The sequence below is a fragment of the Aeromonas sp. s1(2024) genome, assembly GCF_040908005.1.
GTDB lineage: Bacteria > Pseudomonadota > Gammaproteobacteria > Enterobacterales > Aeromonadaceae > Aeromonas > Aeromonas caviae.
Genome location: NZ_JBFOCW010000026.1, coordinates 44,530 through 61,565, shown reverse-complemented (window position 1 = coordinate 61,565; position 17,036 = coordinate 44,530). Strand labels below are relative to the sequence as shown.

General features: G+C 64.2%; 10 protein-coding genes. 6 read left to right on the top strand and 4 right to left on the bottom strand.

The genetic code is table 11. The features are described 5' to 3' along the window. The first annotated feature begins 40 nt into the window (after nucleotides 1-40). From xthA to AB5Y70_RS06815, 5 genes are all read left to right on the top strand, one after another. On the top strand, nucleotides 41-847 hold the full coding sequence (gene xthA / locus AB5Y70_RS06835; protein WP_010673667.1) for an exodeoxyribonuclease III: 807 nt from the start codon (nucleotides 41-43) through the stop codon (nucleotides 845-847). A 183-nt stretch (nucleotides 848-1,030) separates the two neighbouring features. After that, a complete protein-coding gene (locus AB5Y70_RS06830; RefSeq protein WP_010673666.1) occupies nucleotides 1,031-1,522 on the top strand; it encodes a hypothetical protein in 492 nt (163 codons plus the stop codon). A 283-nt stretch (nucleotides 1,523-1,805) separates the two neighbouring features. Next, nucleotides 1,806-3,338, top strand: a complete 1,533-nt coding sequence (locus AB5Y70_RS06825) for an efflux RND transporter periplasmic adaptor subunit (RefSeq protein ID WP_010673665.1) — start codon at nucleotides 1,806-1,808, stop codon at nucleotides 3,336-3,338. Nucleotides 3,339-3,411: 73 nt separating this feature from the next. Next, nucleotides 3,412-6,540, top strand: a complete 3,129-nt coding sequence (locus AB5Y70_RS06820; protein ID WP_049637058.1) for an efflux RND transporter permease subunit — start codon at nucleotides 3,412-3,414, stop codon at nucleotides 6,538-6,540. Nucleotides 6,541-6,584: 44 nt separating this feature from the next. Then, a complete protein-coding gene (locus AB5Y70_RS06815) occupies nucleotides 6,585-6,962 on the top strand; it encodes a copper-binding protein (RefSeq protein ID WP_010673663.1) in 378 nt (125 codons plus the stop codon). 74 nt (nucleotides 6,963-7,036) lie between these two features. Here AB5Y70_RS06815 and AB5Y70_RS06810 read toward each other — a convergent pair whose 3' ends face one another. Continuing rightward, nucleotides 7,037-8,731, bottom strand: a complete 1,695-nt coding sequence (locus tag AB5Y70_RS06810; RefSeq protein WP_010673662.1) for a pyridoxal-dependent decarboxylase — start codon at nucleotides 8,729-8,731, stop codon at nucleotides 7,037-7,039. Between the two features lie 176 nt (nucleotides 8,732-8,907). Continuing rightward, complete coding sequence (locus tag AB5Y70_RS06805) at nucleotides 8,908-9,921, bottom strand: lipoate--protein ligase (RefSeq protein WP_010673661.1); 1,014 nt, start codon at nucleotides 9,919-9,921, stop codon at nucleotides 8,908-8,910. A gap of 468 nt (nucleotides 9,922-10,389) precedes the next feature. Between AB5Y70_RS06805 and AB5Y70_RS06800 the strand changes: the two genes are divergently transcribed. After that, the gene (locus AB5Y70_RS06800; RefSeq protein ID WP_155418867.1) at nucleotides 10,390-12,777 is read left to right on the top strand and encodes a diguanylate cyclase; all 2,388 of its coding nucleotides are present in this window, start codon (nucleotides 10,390-10,392) and stop codon (nucleotides 12,775-12,777) included. Between the two features lie 33 nt (nucleotides 12,778-12,810). Here AB5Y70_RS06800 and AB5Y70_RS06795 read toward each other — a convergent pair whose 3' ends face one another. Then, nucleotides 12,811-15,969 carry an efflux RND transporter permease subunit gene (locus AB5Y70_RS06795; RefSeq protein ID WP_010673659.1) on the bottom strand — a complete coding sequence of 1,053 codons (3,159 nt, stop codon included), beginning with the start codon at nucleotides 15,967-15,969 and terminating at the stop codon, nucleotides 12,811-12,813. Continuing rightward, nucleotides 15,962-16,996 (bottom strand): efflux RND transporter periplasmic adaptor subunit, encoded by a 1,035-nt coding sequence (locus AB5Y70_RS06790; RefSeq protein WP_029314053.1) that lies wholly within the window; start codon nucleotides 16,994-16,996, stop codon nucleotides 15,962-15,964. Before AB5Y70_RS06790 ends, AB5Y70_RS06795 begins: the two co-directional genes overlap by 8 nt. Nucleotides 16,997-17,036 lie beyond the last annotated feature (40 nt).

Sequence of the window (17,036 nt, the reverse complement as noted above, 5' to 3'; positions counted from 1 at the left end):
CCAATAAGCGACGAACAAAAACGACATGAGCACCCCGAACATGAAGATCATCTCTTTCAATATCAATGGCCTGCGCGCCCGTCTTCATCAGTTGCAAGCCCTTATCGACAAGCACCAGCCGGACGTGATCGGCCTGCAGGAGATCAAGGTGCACGACGAAGCCTTCCCGGTCGCGGATGTGGAGGCCATGGGCTACCACGTGGTCTTCCACGGCCAGAAGGGGCACTACGGGGTCGCCATCATGAGCAAGCAGGCTCCCATCGAGGTGCAAAAGGGTTTCCCCACCGATCCGGAAGATGCCCAGCGCCGCATGATCATGGCCAGCTTCAAGCGGGAAGACGGCTCCGTCATCAAGGTGATGAACGGCTACTTCCCCCAGGGGGAGAGCCAGGATCACGAGACCAAGTTCCCGGCCAAGCAGAAGTTCTATGAAGACCTGCAGCACTACCTCGAGACCCACCACACCCCGGACGACCAGATAGCGCTGATCGGGGATATGAACATCTCCCCCACGGATCTCGACATCGGCATCGGCGAGGCGAACCGCAAGCGCTGGCTGCGGGATGGCAAGTGCTCCTTCCTGCCCATCGAGCGGGAATGGATGGAGCGCCTCAAGGGGTTCGGCCTCACCGACACCTTCCGCGCCGCCAACCCCACCGAGTGCGAGCGCTTCTCCTGGTTCGACTACCGCTCCAGGGGCTTTGACGAGAACCGGGGCCTGCGCATCGACCTCATCATGGCCTCCGACGCCCTCAAGGACAAAGTGACCGAGACCGGCATCGACTACGAGCTGCGCGGCATCGACAAGCCCTCGGATCACGCCCCCATCTGGACCTGCTTCGCCTGATCCCCACGCCAGGCTCGCCCTCGCCAAAAGCCCCGGCCCCCGCCCATGCGGGGGCTTTTTTTGTTCACTGCCCCGCCCTTTCTTAATCCATGTCAATTCCCAGGCAGACGGCGCTTGCCAGGCCTTGACCTTCTCCTTTCGGCAAGGTTTAGATTCGGCCCATCCGTCACAGGGAAACCACCCATGCTCTCATCGAGATTGCCCACCACGTTCATCGCCCGGCTGTTGCTGGGGCTGATGCTCGTCTGCAATCTCACCCTGTGCATCGGCTGGCATGGGGCGGCCACCGCCCTGCCAAGTGACGCATCCGCATCCATCCTGGCTCCGGCGCAGTCCCCCTTGTCTCATGGACTGCACCAGAGCGAGCCTGTGCAGCACTCCGCCATGCACCAGGCCGACACAGCCTCCCTCTCCTGCCACGGCGGCCCCCAGAGTGAGGCGGCCCCGCCCGGGGAGGAGTGCCAGATGCAGAGCGGCGCCTTCGGCGCCACCAGTGCGCCGCCCCTGCTCGGCCTGCTGCTGTCACTGCTGCTGCTTCCTTTGCTGTTGCTCCCTTCGTGGCGCCTCGCCCCCCTGCTGGACAACTGGTTGCGGGATCCCTTCCTCCGCTCCCGCGGCACCCACCCTCCCTCCTGGCCGCGCCGACACCTGATGTTGTCGGTGCTGCGCCACTAGAACGATCTTCTCTCGCGGCAACAGCAAGCCTCGGCTTGCCCGTTTTCTGCCGCCTTGCCTGACCCTGCGCCCAGGCCAAACAGACCCGCTCGCAGGGAGCCGTGCGCGCTGATGCAGCTGCGCCCCGTTTGCCGCCTCGTGGTGATGCCCTGCCCGCGCACACCACCACACTGGCGGCCTGACAGAAGAGAAGAGATATCATGTCATTCCCCCCCGTTACCCGGTCTGCCTGCACGCGGCCGTGCCAGTCCCCCCTTCGCCTCCCGTGCTTCGGAGGCTTGTCATGAACAAGACGCTGTTGATGTCCGCCCTGCTGCTCGCCCTCGGCGCCGGTGGCGGCTACTGGGCTGCCAAACAGACCACCGCTGGCACTGCAGCCAAGGAGAAGACGCCCCTCTACTGGGTCAACCCCATGGATCCGCGCGACAAGCGCGATGCCCCCGCCAAAGACAACATGGGGATGGACTTCATCCCCGTCTATGAGGAAAAACAGGGCGGCTCACCGGGCACAGTCACCATCAGCCCGGAGATCCAGCAGAACCTGGGGGTGCGGCTCGCCAAGGTGGAGAAGATCCCCATCCACCAGCAGATCGAGACGGTGGGCTATGTCGGCTATGACGAGGACAAGCTGGAGGCGGTCAACGCCCGCATGGCGGGCTGGATCCGCACCCTCGCCATCAAGAGCGAGGGGCAGCAGGTGAGCAAGGGGAGCCTTATTTACGAGCTCTACGCCCCGGATCTGGTCAACGCCCAGCACGAGTATCTGCTCGCCCTCAACACCGCCAACCCGCTGCTGCTGCGCGCCGCCGAGGGCAAGCTCAAGTCCTTGCAGGTGCCGGCAGATCAAATCGCCACTCTCAAGCGCAGCCGTCAGGTGCAGGAGACGGTGCGCATCTATGCCCCCAGCAGCGGCTATGTCTCCGAGCTGAAAGTGCGCGAGGGCCAGTATGTGGAGCCCGCCGCAGCCCTCTTTAACATCAGCACCCTCCAGCAGGTGTGGGTCAGCGCCGAGGTGTTCGAGCGTCAGGCGGCCCAGCTGAAGGTGGGCGATCCGGTCACCATGACCCTCGACTATGCCCCCGGTCGCAGTTGGCAAGGTAAGGTGGATTACCTCTATCCGACCCTGGATGCCGCTACTCGCACCCTCAAGGTGCGGCTGCGCTTTGACAACCCGGACGAGTTTTTGAAACCCAATATGTTTGCCAAGGTGAGCATTCGCACCGGGCAGGGCGAACCCCGGCTGGTGGTACCGAGCGAAGCGGTGATCCGTACCGGCAGCCAGGACCGGCTGGTGCTAGCGCTGGGGGATGGCAGCTTCAAGTCGGTCGCCGTCACTCTGGGTCCCCAGTTTGGTGACAAGGTTGCCATCAAAGAAGGAGTTGAAGCGGGGGACAGCATAGTCCGCTCGGCCCAGTTCCTGCTCGACTCCGAATCGGCCATCGATTCGGACTTCCAGCGTATGACGGCGGTGCGCCCCGCCCAAGTGTGGACCCAGGGAGAGGTTGAAAGCATCGATCTGGCCAACCGCACCCTGATGGTGGCCCACCAGCCCATCCCCGAGTGGCAGTGGCCTGCCATGGAGATGGAGTTCACCGTCGCCGACAGGGTCGACATCAGCAAGCTGGCCGAGGGGCAGACCCTGCATCTGCAAGTGATGCAGGAGGGGGATGAGTACCGCATCACCACCATCCATCAGGAGCAAGCGCCGGCAAGCGGCGACGCAGCCAAGCCCGCAACGGATGAGATGGGCAAGATGGAAGGCATGGACCATAGCCAGCATCAGATGGCGATGCCCGAGATGGAGAAGAAGTCATGATCCCTGCCATCATTCGTTGCCTGACAGGCAACCGCTCTCGGCTCTCTGCACCAAATAAGCAAGGAGCCCAATCATGATCCCGTCGATTATTCGCTGGTCCGTGGGCAACCGCTTTCTGGTGCTGCTGTTGACCCTCATGCTCACCGCCTGGGGGCTCTGGTCGGTCAAACAGACCCCGGTGGACGCCCTGCCGGATCTCTCCGACGTGCAGGTGATCATCAAGACGGCCTATCCGGGCCAGGCGCCTCAGGTGGTGGAGGATCAGGTCACCTACCCGCTCACCACTGCCATGCTGGCGGTGCCAGGGGCGACCACGGTGCGCGGCTACTCCTTCTTCGGCGACTCCTTCGTCTATGTGCTCTTTGACGACAACACCGACCTCTACTGGGCCCGTGCCCGGGTGCTGGAGTACCTGAGCCAGGTCGCGCCCAACCTGCCCGCCTCCGCCCGCCCCCAGCTCGGCCCCGATGCCACCGGGGTGGGCTGGGTCTACCAGTACGCACTGGTGGACAGAACCGGCAAGCATGACCTGAGCGAGCTCACCTCCCTGCAGAACTGGTTCCTCAAGTACGAGTTGCAGACGGTGGATGGGGTCTCCGAAGTCGCCACCGTCGGCGGCATGGTGCGCCAGTATCAGGTGCGGGTCGACCCGGACAAGCTGCGCGCCTACGGCATTCCGCTCTCCCTAATCGAGACCGCCATCAAGCAGGGCAATCAGGAGACCGGCGCTTCCGTCATCGAGATGGGGGAAGCGGAGTACATGGTGCGCTCCAACGGCTATCTGAAAAGCGTGGAGGATCTGAAGCAGATCCCGCTCGGCACCACTGTGCGCGGCGCCCCGCTGCTGCTGGGCGACGTGGCGGATGTGGTCACCGGGCCCCAGAGCCGGCGCGGCTTGGCCGAGCTCAACGGTGAAGGGGAGGTGGTGGGCGGCATTATCGTCATGCGCTACGGCGAGAATGCCCAGCACACCATCGACGGGGTCAAGGCGCGGCTCGCCCAGCTGAAGAGCAGCCTGCCGGAGGGGGTGGAGGTGGTCACCGTGTACGATCGCTCCGACCTTATCCAGCGCGCCATCGACAACCTCTCCGGCAAGCTGGTGGAGGAGTTCGCGGTGGTGGTGCTGGTCTGCCTCGCCTTCCTGTTCCACCTGCGCTCATCCCTGGTGGTGGTCATCACCTTGCCCATCGCCATCCTGACCGCCTTTATCGTGATGCACCTGCAGGGGATCAACGCCAACATCATGTCGCTGGGCGGCATCGCCATCGCCATCGGCGCCATGGTGGATGGCGCCATCGTGATGATCGAGAACGTCCACAAACACATGGAGCGGGAGGCGCTCACCGACAAGAACCGCTGGCGCATCATCACCGAGGCGAGCATCGAGGTGGGGCCCGCCATCTTCTTCTCGCTGCTCATCATCACCATCAGCTTCCTGCCGGTGTTCGCGCTGGAGGCGCAGGAGGGGCGGATGTTCCACCCGCTCGCCTACACCAAAACCTACGCCATGGCCGCCGCGGCCGGGCTCGCCATCACGCTGGTGCCGGTGATCATGGGTTACTTCATCCGTGGCAAGGTGCTGGCGGAGCAGGCCAACCCGCTCAACCGCTGGCTGAGCCAGGGCTATGTGCCACTGCTCAAGGCCGTCCTGGCCCGCCCGAAAACCACCCTGGCCATCGCCGCCATGGTGACGGTGGCGGGCTTCTGGCCGCTCAAGTACCTGGGCTCCGAGTTCATACCGCCGCTGGATGAGGGGGACATCATGTATATGCCCACCACAGCGGCCAATATCTCGGTGGGCAAGGCGCGGGAGATTTTGCAGCAGACCGACAAGCTCATTCGTACCGTGCCCGAGGTGCAAAACGTGTTCGGCAAGGCGGGGCGCGCCGAATCGGCCACCGACCCTGCAGACCTGGTGATGATGGAGACCAGCATCCAGCTCAAGCCACGCGATCAATGGCGCCCCGGCATGACCCCGGAGAAGCTCAAAGAGGAGCTCGACTCCCTCATCCGCTTCCCCGGCCTCACCAACGCCTGGGTGCCCCCCATCAAGACCCGCATCGACATGCTGGCCACCGGCATCAAAACCCCGGTCGGCATCAAGATAGCGGGGCCCGATCTCAAGGTGATCCAGCAGCTCGGCCAAAAGCTTGAGCAGATCGTTGGCAAGGTGGAGGGCGCCTCATCGGTCTACGCCGAGCGGGTGGCCGGTGGCCGCTATGTGAAGGTGGATATCGACCGGCTGAAAGCGGCCCGCTACGGCCTCAATATCGCTGACGTACAGGCGGTGCTCGCCACCGCGGTGGGCGGCATGGAAGTGGGCCAGACCATCGAGGGGCGCGAGCGTTACCCCATCAACCTGCGCTACCCCCAGAGCTATCGCGACTCGGTGGCGAGCCTCGAGCTGCTGCCGGTAGTCACTCCGAGCGGCGCCCGCATCGCGCTGGCGGATGTGGCACGGGTTTACATCAGCGACGAGGCGCCCATGCTGCGCAGTGAAAACGCGCGCCTCAACGGTTGGGTCTACGTCGATATTCGCGGCCGCGACATCGGCTCTTTTGTGGCAGAGGCCAAGGCCGAAGTGGGCAAGCAGCTGGTGCTGCCGGCGGGCTACTCCCTCACCTGGTCCGGCCAATACGAGTACATGGAGAGGGCCAAGGCGCGCCTCGCCTACGTGGTGCCGCTCACCGTCGCCATTATCGTGCTGCTGCTCTATCTGGCGTTTCGCCGCTTCCAGGAGGTGTTGCTCATTCTCACCACCCTGCCGCTGGCGGTAGTGGGCGGGATCTGGACCCTCTGGCTGCTCGACTTCAACCTCTCGGTGGCGGTCGGGGTGGGCTTTATCGCCCTGGCGGGGGTGGCGGTGGAGACCGGCGTCTTGATGCTGGTCTACCTCAACCACGCCTGGGATGACCTCGTGGCCTGCGGCAAGCCGGACCAGGCGGGCCTGCACCGGGCGGTGATCCACGGCGCCGCCCTGCGCCTGCGCCCCAAGATGATGACGGTGGTGACCATCATCGCGGGCCTGCTGCCCATCATGTGGAGCCACGGTACCGGCTCCGAGGTGATGCAGCGCATCGCCGCCCCCATGATTGGCGGCATGGTGAGCGCGCTGGTGCTGACCCTCTTGGTGCTGCCCGCCGCCTACTACCTGTGGCGTAGCCGCAGCCTTGGCAAGACCGAACCCCGGCAAGCCGATTGACCCGACTTCACCACCGACTTTGAATAAACGACGAGGAAAAGATCATGAATTACAAGACGTTGACCCTGACATTGCTGCTCGGCCTTGCCACCAACACCAGCCTGCAGGCAGAGGAGATGATGAACCACCAGGGGCACGACATGGCGCAAATGGAGGGGATGAACCATGAGGGCCACGACATGGCCGCCATGCAAACCGAGCAGACCCTGATCAAGGGGACCATCACCCGCCTCGATGCCGCGAGCGGCAAGGTCGGGATCAGGCACGAGGCGATCACCAACCTCAAGATGCCTCCCATGACCATGGTCTTTCGGGTGGCCGATACGGACCTGCTCAAGGATCTGAAGGTGGGGGATGCGGTGCGCTTTCACGCCGAGAACCCGGCCGGCAAGCTCACCGTGACCGCCATCCAGAAACGGTAACCACTGCCTTGAGCCATAAAAACGGCGGGATTATCCCGCCGTTTTTATTTATGACATCACAAGATGTGGCTCTGTCAGCCGCGAATATGCGCGATAAAGGCGTCGATCTGTTCGCGGCCGCAGGCGGGGTTCATGAAGACCGCCTTCTCCCCGGCGATATAGGAGTACTTGCCGCGCTCGTCGTATTCCGAGTGTGCCACCGCCTCCACCCAGTTGGTGTAGAGCCCTACCTTGCCGCGTCCCTTGAACAGGCTGCGGTGATACTCGGTGTTGCGGGCCAGCCGCGCCTTGTAGGCCGCATCCGGGCTGCGGGCCAGCTCGAAGGCGAACTCCGCCTCGGGGTCCTGTACCCACTCGGGGTTGTAGATCTTGAAGCCGACACTGGGCCCCTGGTTCTCCTGGGCCACCAGCTTGACGTTGCCGAGCTGGCTTAACCGGAAGCGGAAGTAGTTGGCGTTTTGCAGGCAGTGGGCCAGCACGGTGCGATAGCCCTCCACCCCCAGGTAGTTGAGGGCCGCATAGGCACCGAACAGGCCGCTCGCCCCGCGGGAGCACTCGATGGTGGACTGCAGGTGGGTCTGACCCTGAATGTCCCGCTCAAAGTAGGAGAAGTTCTCCGGGTCGTTCTCCATCGCCTTGAGATCGCTCTGCTCCTTGATCATCACCAGGCTGGAGGTGTAGGGCACATAGCCCCACTTCTGGAAGTCGACGGTGAAGGAGTCGGCATATCTGAGCTCGGCGAAGCGGCTCACGTTGCGCTCGATCCCCGCCAGGGTGGCGGCGTTGATGGCCAGCGGGTTGGCGGCAAAGTCGTAGTCCAGGAAGAAGATCATCGACCAGCCGATGGCGGCGTCGACGTGGATGTGGGGCCTGACCGCCACCTCGAACCGCTCGCAGAGGCGATCCCGCAGCTCGACCACGGGTTTGACCCTATCCACCCCGAAGGTGTCGGTGGTGCCCATGGTGAGCATGATGGTGGGCACCACGTGTTTCAGGGCGAAGCAGGCGGTCAGGGTACGCTCGAGGTGGTCGAGATCGATGTCGTTGTTCTCGCCCACCTGGATGCGGATGGTCTTGTTCTCGATGTCCACCCCGAGCAGGGAGAGGTTGGTGATGTTGGAGTAGTGGCCGCCCTGGGAGTTGATGATGCGGTAATCCTGATAGTGGCCTAGCCCCTTGTGCTTGGCCTGTGGCAGGCTCTTGCGGATGCCGAGCAGGTAGCCGTAGAGGTTACAAAACGTCCCCCCCTGGGTGAAGATGCCGGTGGCGCGGGCCGGGTCGTAACCCGCCAGCAGCGCTATCTGGCGCACCACCTTCTTCTCCAGCTCCTCGGCCACCCCGGCGTATTCGGAGTAGACCAGGTTGGGATTGGCCAGAATACCCATCTGGGCGCCATAGATGGCGGGATCCGCCGACATGGTGATGACGTTCTCGACGCTGGAGGGGTTCTCCCAATCCTTTGACAGGGCGCCGGCAAACAGCAGCTCCGCCATGGGCTCCCCCGGCGTGCGCATGGTGGCCGGCACCGGCATGGTTTCGCAGAGATCCGCCAGACGGGCGCGGCCATCGGGCCAGGCATTGAGCCGCGCATCCGGCGCCAGTCCACGGGCGCGAAACTCGTTGAGGGTGGCAAAGCCGGGCTCGCGAAAGACCGGCCAGAGGTCGGGGTTGCGTGAGAAAAAGTGGGCTTTGACGGTGGCAAAACGGCGGGCGAATTCGGGGGAGACGGCGTTGACGCCCTCATCTTTCAGATAGACCAAGTGATTCATTTTTATACCATTGATACTGCTGAGGTGCGGTTTTTATACTCCAGTGACACCTCTATCAACAGAGACAATAACTAATGGTCTGCCCTACTTTTTGTCATGTTGGCGCCCTGACGGGCGCCGCGCCCTCTCTCCCCTCTTTTCCCCTGTTCATCTTGTGATCCTGGCCATGGGCAAGGTCAGCGCAGGGCGGTCAGCAGCCATGCCGAAAACCCTTCCAGCTCGGGGTTGGCCGAAAACGTCGCCCGCCACTGACGCAGCAACTCGTCGATGGCCTCGGGACGATAGGCCACCCCGGGCAGGCGTGCGGCCAGGTCATCCAGGGGCGCAGGGTCCAGGGTGTCGCTGAAGATCTGTGCCCGTCCTATCACCCCCTTCTCCACGTCGAAATGAAGCTCGACCCCGCCCCAGGGGAAGCGCTCGTCCAGTTGATGGCTGAACGCAGGCGCATGGCCGAAGTTCCACTCCCAGCTGCGCTGGCGGGCGAAGGTCTCGGCAAAGCCCGGCAGATCGGGCATCTGCTCAGGGGAGATGTGCTCGGGCTGCACCACCTCACCGTGATGGGCAAAGAAGGCGTCGCACAGGGCCTGCACCACCTGCTCATGACCCAGGCCAGGCAACAGCTCGCCAAGGTTCGCCACCCGGCTTCTCACCGAGCTGATACCCTTGGCCGCCAGCTTCTTGGGGTCGGGATTGAGGTAGTGGGCGAGGCGGCCGAGGTCAGCGTCCAGCAGCAGGGTACCGTGGTGAAAGCCGCGATCATGGGTCTCCCGGTAGGCCGAACCCGACACCTTGCGATCCCCGTCCGGGGTCGCCACCAGCAAGTCGTTGCGCCCGGAGGCAAAAGCACTCACACCGAGCCTGGCGAGGGCATCGATGACGATGGTGGTGGAGACGCTCTTGTCATAGCCGGGCTTGCCCGCCATGAAGGTGAAACAGCTGTTGCCAAGGTCGTGGAACACGGCGCCACCCCCGCTGCTGCGCCGGGCCAGGGTCACCCCGTCCTCTTCCATGCGGCGGGTATTGCACTCCTTCCAGGGGTTCTGGGCCCGGCCGATCACTACGGTATTGGCGTTGCGCCACAGGAACAGCACCCGCTGGTTCGGATCCATCTGACGGAAGATGCACTCCTCCACCGCCAGGTTGAACAGGGGATCGTGGGAGTCGGAGAGCAGCAGGCGCAAGGAAGACATGACAGGACCTTCTCGGGAAACAGGAAACGGATGACTACCATACCACCCTGAACGAAGGAAGGCGTCCCCCGACCGCCACAGGTCGACACCCGATACGGACAAGAGCATCAACTTCTGATACGACAGGAGAAGATAAGAGGGAATTGCCGAAAACACGCAATCTGTCATTAACAGGCGAGAAGAGAGGCGGCAGCCATCCCTCCTGGAATGACACCTAATGCCCTTGTCACCGGGCCGGTGACGGGTTGACAAGGTTTCAAAATGAGCCGTGACGCCCATTGACGTGATGAATGACACAAAAATGACTTTTAATGCCTCCCGCGCCCCATCTTATTGGGGCCTGCTCCCCTTGCGAATAACAGGAAATTGTTTGACTCTAGCCAGAAGAGCACCTCCCGAGAGAACAGCGGTATGACGGAGTCCGATGCATCTCGCCAGCCTGTACGCTGGCTTCTGCCCTTCTGGGTGATGATTGCCACCCTGACCACGGCTCCCCTCAGGGCGGATGAGCGCGTGATCCTGCAACTTCCCTGGCAGCACCAGTTCCAGTTTGCCGGTTACTACGCCGCCATCGCCAAGGGGTTCTACCGGGAGGCCGGTCTGCAGGTCACCCTGCGGGAGGCGGGGCCGGGCACCGACGTCATCAATGAAGTCACCACGGGTCGCGCCCAGTTCGGCATCCGCGGCAGCGATCTGCTGCTGGCCCGGGCAGCAGGTCGCCCTGTGGTGGTGCTCGCCGCCATGTTGCAGCACTCCCCCCTGATGCTCATCACCCTGGAGCGGCCGGATATCCAGACTCCGGGCGATCTGGCCAACAAGCGGCTGATGCTCGAACCCGGCTCCAACGAGCTGCTCACCTACCTGCATCGCTACACTCGCAGCCGGCAGTGGGAGACCCTGCCCTACGAGCGGGGGGTACAGGCACTGCTGAGGGGCCAGGCGGACGCCATCAGCGCCTACAGCACAACCGAGCCCTTCACCCTGCAGCAACAGGGCATTCCCTACCGGGTGTTCAGCCCCCGCGACATCGGGTACGACTTCTACGGAGACAACCTCTTCACCTCGGAGAGTGAGGTCATCAACCAGCAGGAGCGGGTCCAGCGCTTCTTGCAGGCCAGCCTCAAGGGGTGGCGCTATGCCATGGATCATCCCGAAGAGATGATCAACCTGATCCTGGAGCACTACCCCAGCGGGGCCGGGCGCGAGGCGCTCGCCTTCGAGGCCCGTGAAACCCGGGCCCTGATGCAGCCCGACATCATCGAGCCCGGCTACATGCAGCAGGATCGCTGGCAGCAGATCGCCCGCACCTACCAGGAGGCCGGGATGATCAAGGCGGTGCCCAACCTCACCCCCTTCCTCTACAACAGTACCCAGGCGAGCCTTCGCCAGCAGCGCCAACTGCTCGACAGGAGCGTGGCCATCGCCATGCTGATCTCCTTCTCCCTGCTGGCCCTGCTCGGCGTCTTCCTGCACCTCTATCTGCGTCTGCGGGAAGAGGCCAGTGACCGACAGCGGCTCACCCGGGAACTGGCCCAGCGCGAGCAGCACTACCGTTTCGTGGCGGAGAACAGCGGCGACGTGATCTGGACCATGGACACCGACAGCCTGCGTTTTCGTTACATCAGCCCCGCCATCGCGTCCCTGAGCGGCTATGAGCCCGCCGAACTCTTTGCCCTCTCCCTGCGCCAGCTGCTCCCCGATGAGTCCTGGAAACAGCTTCGCGACGGCATCACCGCCTCCCTCGAGGCCTGGCAACGGGGGGATCATGGGCAGACCCGGTGCGTCATCCACTCCCAGCTGCGCCACAAGCAGGGTCATCTGGTGGCCATCGAGACGGTAACCACCTTGCATGGCAGCGCCAGCACAAGACCGGACGCCATTTTGGGGGTGACCCGGGATGTCACCGAACGTTCGGCCCGGGAGGAGATGATGCGCCGCCTCGCCTTCTATGACCCCCTCACCGGCCTGGCCAACCGCCGCCTGCTGCAACAGCGGCTCAAGGAGACCCTGGAGCAGGCTCCCCAGCAGCCCCTGGCCCTGGTCTTCATCGATCTCGACCACTTCAAGCCCATCAATGACACCTTCGGCCACGAAACCGGCGACCTGCTGCTCAAGCTGGTGGCCGAGCGCATGGGGGAGTGCGTCAGGGAAGAAGATCTGGTGGCACGCCTTGGGGGGGACGAATTCGTCATCATGCTGCCCGATACGGATGCCTCGGCCCTCGCGGTCGCCGACAAGCTGCACCACTGCCTGCATCACCCCTTCCAGCTTGAGCAGCAGGCGCTGCGCATCTCCGGCAGCATAGGGGTCGCCCTCTATCCGGATCACGGCACCGACCCCAAGACCCTGATGCACCACGCCGATCAGGCCATGTATCAGGCCAAGCACCATGGCCGGGGCAGGGTCTGCCTGTTTTCCACCGGGCAGGATCCTCTCCCCGGCACCCTGCAATGGCAGCCCGCCCACGCATGCGGCCACCCCCGCATCGATACGGACCACCGCCAGCTCTACCTGCTGGCCAACCGCTTGCTCGAGCACATGCAGGATCCCGGCATCCATCCCGATGCCTTGCTGGCAGACATGGCGCAGATATTCGAGATGGCGCGCCAGCACTTCCTCCTCGAAGAGCAAGTCCTCGCGCAATATGGCTATGAGGAGCTGGCGGCCCATCGCCAGGAGCACCAGCATCTGCTGAAAAAAGCCGGTCAGCTGATGGCGGCCGCACAGGCGGGCACCCTTGGCAACGACGCCCTGCTCAACTTCATCATCCAGGAGCTGGTCGTGGGTCACATGAGCCAGGCGGATCGCCGTTATTTCCCCCTGATGAAAACCTGCGATGCCCGCGAGGCGGTGTGATGCCAGAAAACAGGGGGCACGTGCCCCCTGTGTTTACCTCTGACTTCGGCGAACGAGCAGGCTGTAGTAGAGCAGCGGGATCACCACCAGGGTGAGCAGGGTGGAAACCAGGATCCCGAAGATCAGGCTGATGGCGAGGCCATTGAAGATGGGGTCATCCAGGATGAAAAGCGCCCCTATCATGGCCGCCAGCGCCGTCAGCATGATGGGTTTGGCTCGCACCTGCGCCGCCGCAATCACCGCCTGCTCGAACGCCATGCCACTCGCCCGCTGCTGCTCGATGAAATCCACCAGCAGGATGCTGTTGCGCACGATGATCCCGGCCAGCGCAATCATCCCGATCATCGAGGTGGCGGTGAACTGGGCCCCCAGCAGGGCGTGACCCGGCATCACCCCGATGAGGGTGAGCGGAATGGGGGCCATGATGATGAGCGGCACCAGATAGGAGCGGAACTGGGCCACCACCAGCAGGTAGATGAGGATCATCCCCACCCCGTAGGCCAGCCCCATGTCGCGGAAGGTCTCGTAGGTTATCTTCCACTCCCCGTCCCACAAGAGGGCCACCTCCCCCAGCTTGTCGGGCTGATGCACGTAATACTGTGGCAGCGAGATGTCGGCACCGGCGGCAAACATGCCGTAGAGCGGGCTGTCGGCATGGCCGCCCATGTCAGCCACCACCATCACCATGGGCTGCATGTTCTTGTGCATGAGGTAACTGGGGGCGACCTCGTCACGACGGCTCACCAGCTCGGAGACCCGCACCAGCTGGCCGCTCTGGCTGCGCACCTTGAGAGCCAGGATGCCGGTCAGATCCCGCTTGTCACCGGGGGCGAGCTCGATGCGGATCGGCACCGGATACTTGGCGCCTTGCCCTTGCAGCCAGCTCACATCCTGATAGCCCACGCCCCCGTTGAGGGTCGCCACCAGATCCCCGAGATCGACCCCGAGCAGGGCCGCCTGGGCGCGATCCACCACCAGCCGCCACTTGGGCTGGGGGTCGGTCAGATAGATGTCCACGTCCACCAGATCCGCCGTGGCCACAAAGCGGGCCTGTACGGCGCGGGCAGCGGCTTCACGGGCGGCCTGCGTCGGGCCATACACTTCCGCGACAATGGGCGACCAGACAGGCGGTCCCGGGGGCACCTCCACCACCTTGAGGTTGCCCCCTGCCGCACTGGCGATGGCCTGCAAGGGCGCACGCACCGACCGAGCAATCTCGTGACTGCTGCGATCCCGTTCATGCTTGTCCACCAGATTGACCTGAATATCACCCACGTTGGCGCCGCTGCGGATGAAGTAGTGGCGCACCAGCCCGTTGAAGTTGATGGGGGCGGCGGTGCCGGCGTAGATCTGGTAATCCTTCACCTCGGGCACCCTGGCAAGCTCCCGACCCACCGCCAGCAGGGTGCGCTCGGTCTGCTCCAGGGTCGCCCCCTCCGGCATGTCGAGCACCAGCTGGAATTCCGACTTGTTGTCGAAGGGGAGCATCTTGAGCACTACCCACTGCACCATGGGCATGGCGGCGGCAGCCCCGACCAGCAGCAACACCACCAGCCAGAGCTTGCGTCTGGCGCGCTTGGCGCCATCACCGATCAGGAAAGGAGTCATCAGCCGGTGAAAGAGACCTGCCTTAGCCTCACCGTGGGCGACATGCCCCTCGCGCTTGAGCAGGTGATTGGCCAGCCAGGGGGAGAAGATAAAGGCCACCAGCAGGGAGATAAGCATCCCCATGCTGGCATTGATGGGGATGGGGCTCATGTAGGGGCCCATCAGGCCGCTGACGAAGGCCATGGGCAGCAGGGCCGCGATGACGGTCAGGGTCGCCAGTATGGTCGGCCCCCCCACCTCGTCCACCGCGCCCGGAATGAGATCCTTGAGCGACCCCTTGCCCAGGCCGCGATGGCGGTGGATGTTCTCCACCACGACGATGGCGTCATCCACCAGGATGCCGATGGAGAAGATAAGGGCAAAGAGGGACACCCGGTTGAGGGTAAAGCCCCATGCCCAGGAGGCGAACAGGGTCAGCGCCAGGGTGATGACGATGGCGACCCCCACCACCAGCGCCTCGCGCCACCCCATGCTCACCAGCACCAGCAATACCACCGCCGTGGTGGCAAAGATGAGCTTGCCGATGAGGGTGTTGGATTTGGTCTCGGCGGTGACGCCGTAGTCACGGGTCACCGTCACCTCGACGCCAGCCGGGATGAGCCGGTTCCTGAGGCTCTCCACCCGTGCCTCCACCCGCTTGGCCACCTCCACCGCGTTCTGCCCCGGCTGCTTGCCGATGGCCAGGGTCACCGCCGGGTAGCTGGCTTGCCCCTGCCCCATCCAGCTGCGCTGGACCGGGGTCTCTTCCCCAAGCGCCACCCGGGCCACCTCACCGAGGTAGACGGGCTTGCCGTCGTGCAACCCCACCACCAGCTCGCGGGCCTCCTGCTCGCTTTGCAGGAACTGCCCCACCTGCACCTTGATTTCCCGGTTATCCTGCACCACGGCCTGCTCGCTGCCCACCCGGTTGGCGGCCGCAAGTCGCTGGCTCAGCTCGCCCCAGCTGATGCCATGGGCGCTGAGGGCCGCCGGATCCGGCATCACCCGCAGCACGGCGCTCTGGCTGCCCAGCGTGTAGATATCGCGGGTACCGGGAATGCGCTTGAGTTCGGTCTCCAGCTCGTGGGCGACCCGGGTCAGATCGGAGGCCCCCAGCTGCTTGCTCCAGAGGGTCAGACTGACGATGGGAACATCATCGATCCCCCGGGGTTTTACCAGTGGCTGACCGACTCCGATCCCCTGTGGCAACCAGTCGCGGTTGGAGTCGAGCTGGTTGTTGAGATCCACGATGGCCTGCTCCCGGCTCACGCCTACCTTGAACACCACCACCAGCAGGGCGCCATCGGGTTGGGAGAAGGAGTAGAGGGTATCTATCCCCTTTATCTGGGAGACCACCTGCTCGGCAGGGGTGGTGACGAGGGACTCCACCTCTGCCGGGCTGGCTCCCGGGAAGGGAATGTAGACGTCGGCGAAGGTGACATCGATCTGGGGCTCCTCCTCCTTGGGGGTCACCAGCACGGCAAAAAAGCCGAGCAAGAGCCCCACCAGCGCCAGCAGCGGGGTGATGGCCGAGCCCTGAAACAGGGCCGCCAGCCGACCCGCCGGCCCCAGGTGGCCATGGTTGTCGTTCAGATCGCTACTCATGGGGCACCTCCTGTTGACGGGTCCAGGCATCGGGGGCCAGGGTGTCACCGCCCTTGAGACCCGCCAGGACCTCGCACAGCCCAGCCTCGCAGTGGCCGACCCGCACCGGGGTCAGGGCCCAGCCCTCCCCCTCTTTGAGGTAGACGCCGTTGAACTCCCCCTGCCGCAGCAGGGCGGGCTCCGGCACTTGCAACACCTGACGCTCACCCTGTTTGAGCTGCACCTTGAGCCACATGCCAGGCAGCACCCCTGCCGTGTTCGGCGGCAGATCGAGGCGCAGCCGGAAACTGTGGCTCTGGCTGTCGGCGTAGTTGAAGCGGAGCAGCTTGACGGGAGTCACGGCCTTGCCACCGGGCAGCAGCACCTGCACATCCGACGGCTGGCCGGCGAGAGCCAGTGCGGACTGGGGCAGCTCCAGCTCCACCCTCAGCTCGCCAAGGGAGAAACCGGATAGCAGCGGCGTACCGGGGGCCACCGTCTCCCCCAGCTCCACCAGCCGCCTGGTCACCACCCCGGCGTAGGGGGCGAGGATACGGGTATAGCCGTAGGCTTCCCGGGCCTGGATGAGGGCGGCCTCGGCGGCATTGACCTCGGCGCGGGCGGCCCGATCCGTTGCCTGGGCGTTGTCGAGCTGGGCCCGGGTGATCACCCCCTTGGCGATGAGGGCCTGATAACGGGTGAGCTGGCGCTCGGCCTCCACCTGCTGGGCCTGGGCCCTGGCCACCCGCGCCTCGGCGCCGGTCACGGCGGCAGACTGCTCCTTGCCGCTTATCTCGAGCAGGGGCTGCCCGGCCTGTACCTCGTCGTTCACATCCACCAGCATGCGGGAGACGCGGCCACTGGTCTGGGCCGCGACCGTCCCCTGATGAATGGCGCTCACGGTACCGCTCAGGGTGAGCCAGTCGGTGACCGGCTGTGGCGCCACTGTCAGCAAGGGCTCTGGCTCCCCTTCCGCGGCCAGGGCGGATGTCATGGTCTGCGATGTCATCACCATCAAGGTGATCCCCAGCAACCGGATCTTTTCCATCATTACTCTCCTTCCCTGGCATCATCAGTCACTTCACGGG

What these genes read in the sequence shown, in the direction of transcription:
- AB5Y70_RS06815 (WP_010673663.1), top strand. Translation starts at nt 6,585, where the DNA reads ATGAATTACAAGACGTTGACCCTGACATTGCTGCTCGGCCTTGCCACC.
- AB5Y70_RS06810 (WP_010673662.1), bottom strand. Translation starts at nt 8,731, where the DNA reads ATGAATCACTTGGTCTATCTGAAAGATGAGGGCGTCAACGCCGTCTCC.
- AB5Y70_RS06830 (WP_010673666.1), top strand. Translation starts at nt 1,031, where the DNA reads ATGCTCTCATCGAGATTGCCCACCACGTTCATCGCCCGGCTGTTGCTG.
- xthA (WP_010673667.1), top strand. Translation starts at nt 41, where the DNA reads ATGAAGATCATCTCTTTCAATATCAATGGCCTGCGCGCCCGTCTTCAT.
- AB5Y70_RS06795 (WP_010673659.1), bottom strand. Translation starts at nt 15,969, where the DNA reads ATGAGTAGCGATCTGAACGACAACCATGGCCACCTGGGGCCGGCGGGT.
- AB5Y70_RS06790 (WP_029314053.1), bottom strand. Translation starts at nt 16,996, where the DNA reads ATGGAAAAGATCCGGTTGCTGGGGATCACCTTGATGGTGATGACATCG.
- AB5Y70_RS06805 (WP_010673661.1), bottom strand. Translation starts at nt 9,921, where the DNA reads ATGTCTTCCTTGCGCCTGCTGCTCTCCGACTCCCACGATCCCCTGTTC.
- AB5Y70_RS06820 (WP_049637058.1), top strand. Translation starts at nt 3,412, where the DNA reads ATGATCCCGTCGATTATTCGCTGGTCCGTGGGCAACCGCTTTCTGGTG.
- AB5Y70_RS06825 (WP_010673665.1), top strand. Translation starts at nt 1,806, where the DNA reads ATGAACAAGACGCTGTTGATGTCCGCCCTGCTGCTCGCCCTCGGCGCC.
- AB5Y70_RS06800 (WP_155418867.1), top strand. Translation starts at nt 10,390, where the DNA reads ATGATTGCCACCCTGACCACGGCTCCCCTCAGGGCGGATGAGCGCGTG.